Source organism: Xenorhabdus szentirmaii DSM 16338 (assembly GCF_002632585.1).
GTDB classification, from domain to species: domain Bacteria; phylum Pseudomonadota; class Gammaproteobacteria; order Enterobacterales; family Enterobacteriaceae; genus Xenorhabdus; species Xenorhabdus szentirmaii.
This window is the reverse complement of the sequence record NZ_NIBV01000002.1, coordinates 73,316-88,025: the sequence shown is the minus strand read 5'-3', so window position 1 is coordinate 88,025 and position 14,710 is coordinate 73,316. Positions and strand designations below refer to the sequence as shown.

Here is a 14,710-nt window from a genome sequence, read left to right as displayed (position 1 = left end):
TGAGAGCATACTAAAAAGCAATAAAACATTAATATAATTAATTAATATTGTCGATATAACAAATGAAAAGTACGATAATTTGCATTCATACTGTCCCCTTCATCACTTAAATCCATACAAAATAATTAACTGAGTGATATTACCCGTTATTCCTTCATGTCATTACCCTCTATCCTTTTAGATGTAAACAGCCTAGATCTGGATAGAAAATATAAGAAAACCGCAACAAAATAACACAACAAGCATATGACCATTATCAGTTTAATCTGATAATGGAAAATAACTTGCATGTTTTGTTACACCTATAAAGATAAGTCAGCTTATCAAAACACTTAAGATTAAAGCATAATAGCTACCGCACCAATCAGAAGATTTGGTTAAGTATATACTTGCATTTTTTCTTATTGTTCGGGGTCATACACCGGATATTTAGAATATTTTATAATCAAATTGTGCTGAGGCAGGAGATTACTTCAGAAACACGCTTAATAGGGCGAAAAGTAATCTAAAAATGCAATCTTATAAAAACAAGAAAAATTGAAAGAGAGAGTTGAATTTGTTTATTCAAACAAACATAGCTATTTAAGATAGAAATACAAGGTATTGTAAAAATCAATATCGCAATAATAGAAGAGGCAAAACAAAAATTTCACCTATAGAAACAATATTACCTAACCCAGATCTTTTTTTTGCCCCATCATGCTTTCCATTCATTGTTCATTAAATGAGTTGTCTTTTTGACTATCTCATTTTCCGTCCAATGAAAATATGTTACATAAAAGTGAACAAAACGCGTTCCATAAAGTGACACAACTTCGATGCATTTACGTTATGCAGTGATTTCCATTTTCAATGGTTGTATTACATTTTTTATTATGGTTATTTTGTAATCCAAAATAACCATAATAAAAAAGTCCATATAAAGAATAAGAGTAAATAATATTTTTTAGTCATTACAAAAAATGAAAAGCAGATCAACAATTAACCCTTTCACACAATTTTACTAAAATAACTATATTTTCAATAAATTATCGTTTTTTTGAATGGCAAAAAACAAGATGCTGTCGAAAGGTTAACAAGCTGATACCGGTAACCTAACAGACCATATAGTAAGCTTAAGCAATAGAGTTACATTCTGAAAGGTAACGATAATATGACTTAACACAATTTAATATTTGATCTATCCCACACTAAAGAATGATAAAAATCACCATATATTAACTAAAAATAAAGTAACGAAATATATAATAACTTATCTAAAGAATTTAGATTAATTAACTCATGGTTAATACATTCTATGAGGAAGTGAATAAAAAACAATTGAGCTATAAGAATGAACTGTTGACAATATATTTAATATTGCCTTCAAATAAATACTCATTAGATGACAGACTGTTTTTTTTCTGCTAAATAGCAACAATAAATTCAGTAGGGTCTTGTTATCAAGATCAAACAATGTAAGTATTTTACAATTAGTTTACAAAGTGTGGTTTACAAAAGGCATCAGAGACCTTCACAGTCCCTTAGCCTATTTTATAGAAATTACACAAAAACAGAGTATCGATCCCCAAAAAAGGAGAGCTCAACGATCATCATAAAAAAGACAAAACCGATTAATGATATAAAAAAATCAATCAGTCATTATCTCGGATAATGTTTATATTGTTATGTCGCTTATGCATCTTGAATAACCATTATTTAATAGATCTTATCCTAAGATTTGAACGAAATTCTTGTGGTTATTTTTTATATCAAAAACATAAGTACAAATAGATTTCCCTGGTGATGCCCTGGCCAGGCACTTCTTCTTTCCACTAAAAATAAGTGAAAGGCAGATAGCTACTACGGAACGGTATATTTCGTATTTTTCTGTCTACCACGGATAAAGATAATAACTTTTTATAAAAAGTTAAATAGGTGAAGATCACTCTTGAAATGAAAACAAAAAAGTGATAATTAGGCCAGAGGTTAGTTTCATTGAATAATAATTATATATAAAACTATTGTTTTTGAGAAGTATATTTAAAAATGAAAGTACACATTACAGATAACCCAAGCTCACTGAATGACATATTTAAGAGATTCTGCCATGTCGCTTGCATAAACGTTTTTAGTTTTCAGGTCAGATATTTTTATGAAAAATTTGATCTTAACACTTGCGAAAAATTGAAAAAAGAGCTTCATCATTGCCCGCTATTTCGCGAAGAAATTAAGTATATCTAGCCAAGTGGGATAAATATGCATTCACCCTACAACGATAATAATTCCTATCTCAAGGGGCTGATCGCGATGATGGAACATTTAAGTGAGCCTTGGGGAATTAAGGATTTAAACTCTCGCCATATTTACATGAATAAGGCTGCATTTCTTTACACGAATACTCCGGTAAAATTCGATATAGACGGTAAGCTTGATCATGAATTTCCAGCCGATTGGGCTGAATTAGCCGAAGATTTAACCGAGCATGATAAAAGAACTGAAAAATCGCAGGACAGAGTTTCTGTCATAGAAACTCATTACTGGTATGGCAAAAATTTCTTAACCCCATTCATTAGTGAAAAATTCCCCGTATACAACAATGAAAAACAGTGCATCTGGATAGTATGGAATGCTAAACCATTGAATACATTGTCTCCTTTACAATATATCAATCAACAAAAGCCCAGTATTTTGACAACCGAAATTGATACCAAGCTATTCACTAAGGCGGAAATGGATATCATTTTTTTTATATTGCATCGGTTTTCAAATAAGGAAATAGCCAAAATTTACAATGTGAGCCATAAGACCATCGAAAACAGAATATATAACATGTACCAAAAAGCCGATGTCCATTCTTATCAACAATTTGAAGAATTCTGTCGGCATTTACAGCTGGACAATTACATTCCCGAACGCCTGATCGAGAAAGGCATTCTATTTATCTGACGACTAAGCCTCCCGAGGAATAACAAAATATCATGGTTAAAATTGAAGACTACCCACTTAGCCGAGTGCCGCAAACGCAGCGCTTGTCATTTTTAAGCGTAGCGATTGTCCATATGGGGATGTTGACAGCATTGGATCAATTTATGCTCGGTGCATTACTCGGTCACTCAATGACATTAACCGATGCCTTTATCGCCATTTTTATCGGCAGTCTGATTTTTGGTGTTGTTACTTATGGGCTAGGACTTGCCGGGATGCGTGAAGGTCTATCCGGTAGTCTGCTGGCTCGCTGGTGTGGATTTGGCCGTATAGGTTCGGTACTGATTGGTTTAATTGTTGCCATTAGTTTATTGGGTTGGTTCGGTATCCAGAATGCCATTTTTGCCAAGTCCCTTAATTACGCATTAGGTAACAAGCTCGGATTTGGTTGGTCGGCTGCATTATCCGGGATGTTATTAACAACATTGGTTGCCTTTGGTTTTAAAGCATTACGACTTACCGCCAGAATTGCTGTTCCCCTGTTCATTCTTTTGGTTATCTATATTTCTACTCTCGTGCTATCCGGTGGAACCGGAAATTCTCTGTATGAGATTATTCAACTTCCTCACGATGGCAACACATTGTCCATTAGTGCAGGTATTACCATTGTCGTTGGTGGTGCGATTGTTGCCAGCCTGATGACGCCTGATTTAACCCGCTATACAAAATCAGGCAAGCATGTTTTTGGAATTACGTTACTCACAATCATTGCGGGTGAATTTATCATTAATGGGTTAGCTATTCTTATTGCAAAAGCCCTGAACTCCGGCGATGTTGTGACTATCATGTCACAAGCTGCCGGTGGTGCTGGTCTTCTTGTTGTCGTTTTCTCTACATTAAGAGTCAATGACCTGAATCTTTATTCTTCATCGCTCGGTATCATTAATGCCATAGAGGGTATCACCGGAAAAAAATTCCGTTACCGCATCACCACTATCGTCATTGGCATGTTAGGCACTCTTCTTTCTATTCTGGGCATTCTGGAGCGGTTCGAAGAGTTTCTGACCATACTGGGCGTTGTCTTTCCCCCCATTTTGGGCGTTATGCTGATTGATTATTATCTCTTACGCTCTCATCGCAAGGCGTTGGATGAGAGCAGACAGCAAGGCACACTTCCAAATGAGACTCCCATGATTGGCTGGGCTGCCATTATTTCCAGCACAATCGGCAGCATTGTTGGTCTCGTCATTCAATGGGGCGTACCCACAATTAATTCATTATTAATAGCAAGTGTCAGCTACTGGTTAATCAAGTTAGCCTGTCAGCGTTCTTAATTGCTTGCAGTATGCCCTGCCTGTAAAATTGCTCCCTAATAAGGAGCAATTTTCTATTTAGCCACCCTCATGTTTCGCTGCATATTCTTTACCGTTCACCCATTGGTGATCGTGTTCCCACGTAAATAGCCATTTGCGCGTCGGCCCTGCCATAACATTCAAGTAATAGTTATTATATCCCGCAACAGTTGCAACCGGATGATAACCTTTTGGGACTATCACAACGTCTTTGTTGTAAACAGCCATTGTTTCATCCAGAGAGCGATCGTCGGTATAGACCCGTTGTAGACAAAAACCCTGTGATGGTTCCAAGCGATGATAATAAGTCTCTTCCAAATAGGTTTCTTTGGGTTCATTGTCAGTATCATGCTTATGGCTAGGATAAGAGCTGGTACAACCTTCATCGGTATAAACCTCAACAACCAATAAGCTGTCTGCCGGTTCGTTATCTGGCAAAATATTATGGACATAACGTCGGTTATTACCCTTGCCACGTTGTTCTGCACCAATATACTGCGGTGTAATTAAGCGGGTAGGATAGTTTCCCTTGCTTTTAGCCTGACAAACAGCCAGTTCAAGGTAAGTTTCAGCGATAATTTCCATCCGTTCCTGTGGGGCAACATAGACAGCATAGGGTTTTTTACGTTCAAAAGGCTCCATTCGCTCCCCGATTTGTTCAAACCGTTCTTCGGGAGTGATCACTGTCGCTTTTCCCGCCACCAACACCAGACAAGTTTCATTTTCCGATGCCGGTAAAACAACAGATTCCCCTGCCTTCAATTCATAAACAGCAAAATGGACATATCCCCAGTTTGCTGTTTCCGGCGTAATATGTTGTGTTCTTTTGTCCTGATCAGGTGCGTGGTATTTTGACAATAGTTCAGACATTTTATTTCCACCTCCGCGTTAAATTAATTCCGCTTCTTTGGCAAAACTGTACAGATTGTGATAACCCAGCGTGGCATACGTAAGTGGGTGGGCTACAGCTGGATCTTGTTCAGCTTCCACCACCAGCCAACCGTTATAATGGTTTGATTTCAATACCTCAAAAATAGCTGGATAATCCACGCAGCCATCTCCCGGTACGGTGAAGACGCCATTCAATACCGCATCAAGGAAGCTGGTTTTTCTATTTTTGACATCTTTTAGCACATCAAGGCGAATGTCTTTGCAATGCACATGATTAATGCGCTTGCACCAACGCTTTGCCACAACCAAGGGATCATCTCCCGCAAAAGTAAGATGCCCGGTATCCAGCAACAAGCCAACCTCTTCGCCCGTATGGACCATCAAATTATCGATATCTTCTGCGCTTTCAATCACCGTTCCCATGTGGTGGTGGTAAGCAATTTGCACACCCTGTGATTGGGTATAACGAGCAAATTCCGTCAGTTTTTCACCATATTCTTGCCAACAATCTGCGGGGAATCGTGGGCGTAAATGTACAGGCTCCGTTTGATTGCCATGAATACAATGTGTAACTTCGGCAAAAACCATGACACGGACTCCCAAGTCACGCAACAACGTCAAATGTGGCTGGACAGCGATAATTTCGTCTTCAACGCTGCGCGTCAGCAATTCACCAGAATACCAACCAGATACCAGTTGCAAATCATGCTTCGCCAAAATAGGCCCCAGAATCTGTGCCTGACGAGGGAATTTATTACCCAGCTCAAAACCGACAAATCCCGCTTGTCGTCCTTCTGTCAGACACGTTTCCAAAGATGTTTCAGCCCCCAGAGAAGGAAGATCATCATTTGTCCATGTCAGGGGATTAATACCAAGTTGAACAGCCATAAGGGTTCTCCTGTGAAATGAAAAATAGGGAATCTTTTATTCGTTTTTTACCCGCGCTGATGCCAGTGGCGAATCAAGTTGAGGTAATTTGTTTTGATTTGAAGGATCAGTGTTTCTTCATCAATTTCTCCAGCCAGCCATTTTAATGAAGGCTGCCCAAATACCGTTCTTCCGACAGCAAAACCTTTGACGATTGATTTACCGGCAGCCGCCTTAAAACTGGCTTTCAACATCTCTTCTGGCGCATCAAGACCAAGGATCACAACCCCCCGGCAATGAGGATCACGCTGTTCAATCAATGCGCCCATCTGATCCCAACCCGCTGATTGCATTGGTGGCAGTTTCCACCAATCCGGCCGGATACCAAGATTGTAAAAACGCTGGAGTGCTCGCAGGTAAAGCTCATCAGAATGGGGCATATCGACCGGTAAAATAACTTCCAGCAACAATTCATGGCCGGACTGGCAACAGGCTGAGTAAACTTCCTGTATGATTTTTTCCTGCTCTAGACGTAAGGGATGCTCATCTTCCGGATGAAAAAACACCAGACATTTCACGGTATGTTCCTGTGGCCAACTGACAAGCTGAGAGCCAATATTACCGTGCTCAAGGCAAAGCGGCCGGGAGCCTGGCAGTTCTATCGGCCGCCCAATCCATAACCCTTGCCCAGTTGCCGCATTCAATACTTCCTGACCAAAGCTGCTGTCACACAATATCCCGGTTTTTCCCTGTAAATGAACTTCTGAGCTGGCTTCCTGACTGGCACGAAACAGCAATTTTTTAAGTTGCGGGATACGGTTGAGGTCAGTATTCACTTTACGTGCCATTTCTATAAATTGAATGCGGTGATCAAATGCCATCACACACAGCTCATCCCATTGTTTTTGACGGCTACCAATTCGGTGCAGATGGTTGAGATAAGGATCTAAATCTGGGCGCGATATTTTGGTTGCACGCGCTAAGTAGTTATCCAGTTCAATTTTATCAGGCATGGCCGGCGCACAACCATGGCGGGAAACAACCAAGGCACCGCACGCATTGGCATAAGTGCAGGCTTGTTCCCAACTTTCATTATTCAGGTAACCGCGTAAAAATCCGGACATAAAAGCATCACCCGCTCCCAGGACGTTGAGGATATCCACTTTCACGCCTTTAACCGTTATTCCTTCGTCCAGAGTATCGGGAATATCCGCAGGAAATACAGAGCATCCCAAGGCCCCCCGTTTGCACACCAATGTTGCAGACGTAAATTTCCGCACACAATGCAAGGCATTTATGGTATCCGTTGAGCCGCCTGCAATATGAAATTCCTCTTCTGTCCCGACAATCAGGTCAAATTGAGAGAAAACTTCCTGCAATTGCTTGGTTACCTGTTCTGAGGCTATATAGCGGGTTTCTCCGTCACCCAGTGAAGTCAGCCCCCACAAAACAGGGCGATAATCAATATCCAGAGCCGTTTTGACCCCGTTACAACGCGCATATTGCAGTGCCATTAATACAGCATCACGGGTTTGCGGATGAGAGAGATGGGTTCCCGTGATCGCCAGGCAACGGGCCGATGCAATATAATCTTCGCTGAAATCATCGCGGGTAATGGCCATGTCGGCGCAGTTATCACGGTAAAAAATCAGAGGAAAGGTTTCATTATCTTTGATGCCCAGCAGAACCAAAGCGGTCAATCGATCTTTGTCCGTTATCAAATGGCTGGTATCACAACCTACCCGTTCCAGCTCTTCACGCAAAAAACGCCCCATGTGTTCATCACCAACCCTTGCCAGCATGGAGGATTTCAGGCCCAGACGCGCTGTACCATAAGCCACATTTCCCGACGAACCACCAAGATATTTTGAAAAGCTTCCCATGTCTTCCAAACGCGCACCTATCTGCTGGCCATATAGATCAACGGCAATACGCCCCATGCAGATAACATCAAACTTTTTATGCTGCTCCATTGATTTACCTCTTACCTGATACGGTACTTTTACAGTACTTTGCTGAATGCTTTATCTTGCTAACCGTTTAATGTTGTTGAACCCCGGATAATTTTCAGTATCAGCATCTAATTAATGTCAGTGACATGAACCCAGCGTTTTTCTTGGTAAGAACAGAGAATGGCATCCAGTATGCGAGAAACTTTCCAGCCTTCAGTGAAATCAGGCCATATGTCCTGCCCCTGTGCGATGCCATTAATCAAGTCTCTGACTTCTACTGTTTTTTGATCGTTGAAGCCGATACCGTGCCCTGCGCTCTGGCAAAAATAAATGTAATCAGGGTGTTCCGGCCCAACGAGAATTGTTTTAAACCCTTGGCGATTCACAGGGTCGTCATGGCGATAAAGTTGTAATTCCGCCATCCGTTCCTGAGTAAAACTCAAAGTGCCTTTTGTACCTGTCACAACATAGCTCAAGCCCATTTTTCGGCCACAAGCGACACGGGATGTTTCAATGATCCCCATTGCCCCAGTATTGAAACGCATCATGGCATGGGCCTGATCTTCGTTTTCCACAGGAACCAACAGCGAAGATCCCATTTTCTCTGGGCGCACTTTCACAACGGTTTCCATATCACCGCATACGGTTACTATGTCCCCGACCAAATATTGCGCCATGTTGATGATATGGGCGGCTAAATCCCCTAGCGCCCCCAGGCCGGCTTGTTCTTTGAAACAATGCCAATGAATCGGGCTGAGGGGATCGGCCATGTAATCTTCATTGTGAGTGCCATAAAAATGCACAACATCACCAATCTCACCATTGGCAATAATCTCCTTAGCCAATTGTGCCGTGGGATTTTTCATGTAGTTGAAACCGATCAGTGTCTTAACACCCGCTCGGGCTGCGGCCTCTACCATTTGCTTTGCCTCAACAGAATTCAGTGCCAACGGTTTTTCACAATAAACATGCTTACCGTGCCTGATGGCCTCCAATGCCATTTCTTTATGCAGAAAATTAGGGGTGCAGATATCAACAACATCAATATCCGGATCAGAAACCAGTTCATGCCAATTACCTGTCGACCGGCGAAAACCCAGCATTTTTGCTTGCTCACAGGCTCGTTCTGCGGAGATATCGGCAATCATGTCGCATATCAGCCGGCCTTTTAACGGAAATACAGCAGGAGCCTGTGCATACGCAATGGCATGAGCACGACCGATATACCCTGTACCAATCAACCCGATTCGAATGTCTTTCATGCTATTTACTCTCCATTCCCTATTTCTCTTTGTTTTTATCTGAAATGTTTGTTTCATTTTTTATGTGAAAAAAATATCGGCTTCAATTGATAATCCAATAAAATCTGTATCAATTTGTTGCAACAGGACGCTTAAACAGTGCTTTGCCCATCAGGTAGAAAACGTAGCCCAAAATACCTACAGCCAAGACATAATAGAGGGTCATTACATAAGCTGGTACGTTATGGGCGAAGAAGATATACATAGAAATGACCGCTAATGTTATTAGCCAGCCCATCGGTTTCACCATGGACCACGGTGTAATATCTACTTGTCCTGTGTACACTTCTTCGTAAGATTCGGCAGGGAAGAAATAACCAATCGTCAGCATGAAGATAATATTGAGGACAAACAGAATGCCAACCAAGTGGAAGAAGTGAAGATCAATATCCAGAATAAAATTACCCATGATATAAGCCGACATACCAAACAATAGCCCCAGTTTTGCTGCAATTGGAGGCACGCGTTTTGTCATCAATCCGACCAGCACCACACTCAGGATCGGCGCATTGAAAATTCCCTGTAATTGCTGAATCAAATAAAACAGGCCATCAGGTGCATTGGCGACAAGCGGAGCAATAATCATCGTTGCCAAAGCTAATCCAAGCCCCAGATATTTCCCCACCATTACCGTCTGGGCTTCTGTGGCGTCCGGATTAATTCGTGGTTTATAGATGTTAACGGTAAATAACGTCACAGAAGAGTTCAGGCCGCCACTGAATGTTGAAAATACCGCACCAACTACCACCGCAGCAAAGAAACCAACCAGAACTTTGGGAAGAACCAGCTGCACTAATGCGGGATAGGCATTGTCTGGATTATCTATCTGACCACTGAAAATATGGAATGCGATGATCCCCGGCAGGATAATGATAGAAGGGATGATGAGCTTAAATAAGGCACACAGCATAACGCCTTTTTGCCCTTCTGCCAGATTCTTTGCACTCAATGATTTCTGCACAATAGACTGATTGGTACACCAGAAGAACATGTTAGAAACAATCAGCCCTGTAAACAGCGTCGAAAATGGTACAAGTGAGTCTTCTGCCCCTATGGAATTGAATTTATCCGGATGAGTTTCATAGATGTCAACCAACCCTTTCCATGCATTGCCATCCCCGACATACAGCAAAGCAAAAACAGTCACCATCAAACCGCCAACAATCAGGCCAACACCGTTAATGGTGTCAGCGACCGCAATGGCTTTTATCCCACCGAATATGGCGTAAATTGCCCCTAGCCCACCTACACCCCAAACGATGATCCAAAGCGCCGTCGTTTTATCGACATGAAGAACGTGTGAAACCTGAAACAAACTTTCCAATGCAATCGCACCGGTATATAGCACGATAGGTAGTAATGAAATGACATACATCGCCAAAAATAAAACCGATGTAATCAATAATGTATTTTTATCAAACCGACGTTCCAGATATTCAGGAATAGTCGAAATTCCCAATTTCAGATATTTAGGCAGGAAATAAATGGCAAATAATACAATCGTCAATGCCGCAATCACTTCCCAGGCCATAACAATAAACCCAGTTCTGAATGCCAGACCATTTAACCCAACCAAATGTTCAGTAGATAAATTCATTAATAACATAGAACTGCCGATATATATTCCTGTCAGGGATCGCCCTCCAAGAAAATAACCTTCAGTAGACGCACTTAATTGTTTATTTCGCGTTTTATAATAAGAAAACCCTGCGACTAATAAGGTAAACCCCATAAAAGAAAGAAAAGCTAACATATGACCCTCCACCCTGATTAACCGCTTTCAGGCAGTAATGAGCTGACAGGAAAGGTATTCCTTATAAACTAATCCCTAAAAATCAGCTTATAAAAACAATCGTTCCCATTCTTATTTGTGGAAATGGCAAAAATTAATATCGATACCTGTCGTCTTTCAATTTTCCTCTTTATTGGCTTTGCTCATTAACTCCAGTTATGCTCATCATTATATAGTTATCTATATTTCTTAGAATTAATCATGCCTTTTATTGAAATTAAGCTTTTAACTGAACAAATTCATTCCCAATAAATTTACCATTTTCTTAGTACCGTGATGAAAATTGCAACCCATTATGTATAATCTGCACTTGGAATTTATTTATCTGAAAGGTATTAGTTTAAAATCTATTGATTTGAAACTGATTGGCTTTAAATATATCAACCTGAAAAATACCGGATAGATAAAAACTGTCTGCCATCGTTATAATTTGATTTCTTTACCTGATTTCAGGGATTCAAGCGCTTTATCGGCAAGGTACAATGCTTGCTCCCCGTCAATACCGCTGGTTTCAGGAATTGCCCTGCCGGCCATGACATCAACAAAATGATGCCATTCCGCGATATAGGCTTCACGGTATCGCTGCAAAAAGAAATGCTCCGGTTTTGCTGAAATACACCCCTCTTCTCCCCAGAATTCCACACTGTTTTCTTTGATGTTTCCGGCTGTCAGCAAGCCTTTTTCACCGTGCAACTCAAGGCGTTGATCGTAACCATAACCTGAACGACGGCTATTCGTGATAGTCGCCATTGCCCCTGACGGGAACTTCATGACAATGAATGCGGTATCAATATCCCCAGCCAACCCAATGGCAGGATCAACCAAATTACTGCCCTGCGCATAAATCGCACACGGCTCTTCACCAAGAATAAAACGCGCCATATCAAAATCATGAATACTCATATCCCTGAACATACCGCCAGATACCCGAACATATTCAACAGGCGGAGGGGAAGGATCACGGGAAGTAATCAGTAAAGATTCCACTTTGCCGACAGTGCCAGCACCAAGCAGGTTTTTCAGTCGACGGAACTGAGGATCATAACGGCGGTTAAACCCAACAAACAGAGGAACCTGACATGCTTTCACCGTATCAAGGCATTGACGAACCCGCTCAAGATCAAGATGCACCGGTTTTTCACAGAAAATTATTTTATTGTTGCGGGCGGCCAGTTCTATCAGATCAGCATGAGTATCCGTGGCTGAAGCAATTAAGACCCCATGAATGTCAGGATCTGACATAGCCTCTTCAGCGGTTTGTATTTTTGCCTGATATTTTTTTGCCAATGCCTCAGCATTTGCCAGATGGGGATCTATCACAGAATGGAGACAAGTTTCTTTATGGTTGGCAATGTTAGCAGCGTGAACCTGCCCAATTCGCCCAGCGCCAAATAATGCAATATTGAACATGAATGCTCCTTGATAACTTGGTGTCTGCTTTTGGTGTGGGTAAAAATATATCAAATAAAATATTTATTTCAATTTTGTTTTATTTGAAAAATTTATTTTTTAGAGCCAGCTCATAAAATGCTCATTGACTCACTCATTCTGCTGTTTATTTTCTTCATGAAGCTGAACTTTTTTACTTATTTTCAATATGATTCCAACCCTGAAGGACGGGGCCATGGTGCACAGGATAAGCCGTTACCTGTGCTCTCAGATGACACATTTTGATTCCCCGTCACTTCAGGTATTGTTTAATACTGACGTGCTTTTTTCTCGATATATTCCCGAATTCTCTCTGCCGATTCAGTGATAGCAGGATTATCAGCAATCTGGGCAGTTCCTGTTCTCCACCATGATTCATAGTCATGCGTCATGGTTTTTGGCAAAACTTTAATATCGATTAGTGTTGCATTCGATTGTTTTTGCGCATCCAACAAAGCGGCTATCAATTGTTGTTCATTATGCACCCGATAACTTTTACAGCCGTAACTTTCAGCGTTTTTGGCAAAATCCACCGGTATCAATGCACCATCCAGTTGCCCATTCTGCGGGTTGCGATAGCGATTTTCTGTGGCAAAACTTCCCATGCCCTGACTCATCTGCAAGTTGTTGATGCATCCGAACCCCGCATTATCAAACAGCAATACGGTGACTTTGATATTTTCCTGTATGGCCGTTTGCAATTCGCTGTTCAACATCAGATATGAACCATCCCCCACAATGGCGTACACCGGCTGTTCCGGACAGGCAAGTTTGGCCCCCAGTGAGGCCGCGATTTCATATCCCATACAGGAATAGCCATATTCAAGGTGGTAAGTATCAGGTACTTTGGGTTGCCACATCCGCTGTAAATCCCCTGGCAGTGAACCCGAGGCCCCGACAATAATGGCATTGGGCTCTAAATATTGATCCATCAAACCAAGCACACGGGTCTGAGTCAGATTGGTCTGCAAGGCCTCACTGTATTCAGCTAACTTTTCATCTAAATGCCCGCTAATCTCCGGCTTAAACCCAGCTTGATATTGAATGGAAAACAGCCGCTCTAATTCCTGTTTCCAGGCGGCTTTAGCTTGCGGGATTTCCTGTTGCCATCCTGAACGCCAGGCTGTTTTCGCCAGCCCATGAGCTATGGCATTCAACCCGTCACGGGCATCAGCCAGAACACCGATGGCATCAAGTTTGCAGGCATCAAATTCCGCAACATTGATGGTAATAAATTCCACTTCAGAATGCTGAAACAATGATTTTGAAGCAGTGGTGAAATCACTGAAACGCGTTCCCACACCAATGATTAAATCCGCTTCTTTAGCGAGTAGATTGGCAGCCAAACATCCTGTTGTCCCTATTCCGCCACAATTCAGCGAATGGTCTGCCACAATTGCACTTTTGCCCGCCTGTGTTTCGGCAAAGGGAATATTGAATATTTCAGCAAACTGACGAAAAGCATCATGTGCTTCAGAATAACGTACACCACCGCCACAAATCATCAGTGGTTTTTTCTTGCGCTGAATTAATGCCAATGCATCCTGAACCCGGGATGAAGATGCGGGGCGGCGCTCAATTTGATGAACACGCTTCTGGAAAAAGTAATCAGGGTAATCCCACACTTCCCCCTGCACATCTTGCGGGAGACAAATGGTGACCGCCCCTGTATCTGCCGGATCAGTCAATACCCGCATGGCATTGATCATGGCGGCCATCAATTGTTCAGGTCTGGAAATACGATCCCAATAACGGGATACCGGACGGAAGCAATCATTGGTACTGATTGTGCCATCACCATATTGTTCAACCTGCTGCAAAACGGGATCAGGCTGCCGGCAAGCAAAGGTGTCTCCCGGCAATAACAATAACGGAATTCGGTTCGCTGTTGCGGTTGCGGCTGCCGTGATCATATTGGCAGCACCAGGCCCGACTGAAGAAGTGACAGCAAAAATCTGCCGACGTTTTTTCTGCTTGGCAAAGCCTGTCGCTATATGCGCCATTCCCTGCTCATTACAGCCCTGATATATCCGAAGATGCCCGGGTTGTTGCTCCAGTGCCTGCCCCAATCCAACCACATTGCCGTGACCAAATATCGTGAAGATACCTTGAATAAAGGGACATTCCTCACCATCGATATGAATGTACTGTTGATTGAGAAATTTGACCAACGCCTGCGCCATCGTCATTTTTTGCGTCTTTATTGCTCTCACACTGATT

General features: G+C 42.0%; 9 protein-coding genes. 2 read left to right on the top strand and 7 right to left on the bottom strand.

Annotated features, from left to right (window positions below; all coding sequences use genetic code 11):
* The first annotated feature begins 2,238 nt into the window (after positions 1–2,238).
* A complete protein-coding gene (locus Xsze_RS10390; protein WP_038237714.1) occupies positions 2,239–2,928 on the top strand; it encodes a helix-turn-helix transcriptional regulator in 690 nt (229 codons plus the stop codon).
* A gap of 32 nt (positions 2,929–2,960) precedes the next feature.
* Entirely contained in the window at positions 2,961–4,241 is a 1,281-nt protein-coding gene (locus tag Xsze_RS10385; RefSeq protein WP_038237717.1) for a cytosine permease, read from the top strand.
* A gap of 57 nt (positions 4,242–4,298) precedes the next feature.
* Here Xsze_RS10385 and iolB read toward each other — a convergent pair whose 3' ends face one another.
* The 7 genes from iolB to iolD form a co-directional block, all read right to left on the bottom strand.
* Complete coding sequence (gene iolB, locus Xsze_RS10380; RefSeq protein WP_038237719.1) at positions 4,299–5,129, bottom strand: 5-deoxy-glucuronate isomerase; 831 nt, start codon at positions 5,127–5,129, stop codon at positions 4,299–4,301.
* A gap of 18 nt (positions 5,130–5,147) precedes the next feature.
* A complete protein-coding gene (gene iolE, locus Xsze_RS10375; RefSeq protein ID WP_038237721.1) occupies positions 5,148–6,038 on the bottom strand; it encodes a myo-inosose-2 dehydratase in 891 nt (296 codons plus the stop codon).
* A gap of 47 nt (positions 6,039–6,085) precedes the next feature.
* On the bottom strand, positions 6,086–7,990 hold the full coding sequence (locus tag Xsze_RS10370) for a bifunctional 5-dehydro-2-deoxygluconokinase/5-dehydro-2-deoxyphosphogluconate aldolase (RefSeq protein WP_038237723.1): 1,905 nt from the start codon (positions 7,988–7,990) through the stop codon (positions 6,086–6,088).
* 107 nt (positions 7,991–8,097) lie between these two features.
* The gene (locus Xsze_RS10365) at positions 8,098–9,231 is read right to left on the bottom strand and encodes a Gfo/Idh/MocA family protein (RefSeq protein WP_038237725.1); all 1,134 of its coding nucleotides are present in this window, start codon (positions 9,229–9,231) and stop codon (positions 8,098–8,100) included.
* Between the two features lie 109 nt (positions 9,232–9,340).
* A complete protein-coding gene (locus Xsze_RS10360) occupies positions 9,341–11,023 on the bottom strand; it encodes a solute:sodium symporter family transporter (RefSeq protein WP_038237728.1) in 1,683 nt (560 codons plus the stop codon).
* Between the two features lie 462 nt (positions 11,024–11,485).
* Positions 11,486–12,472 (bottom strand): inositol 2-dehydrogenase, encoded by a 987-nt coding sequence (iolG, locus tag Xsze_RS10355; RefSeq protein ID WP_038237730.1) that lies wholly within the window; start codon positions 12,470–12,472, stop codon positions 11,486–11,488.
* A gap of 287 nt (positions 12,473–12,759) precedes the next feature.
* Complete coding sequence (gene iolD / locus Xsze_RS10350) at positions 12,760–14,694, bottom strand: 3D-(3,5/4)-trihydroxycyclohexane-1,2-dione acylhydrolase (decyclizing) (protein ID WP_209435277.1); 1,935 nt, start codon at positions 14,692–14,694, stop codon at positions 12,760–12,762.
* Between the last annotated feature and the right edge of the window lie 16 nt (positions 14,695–14,710).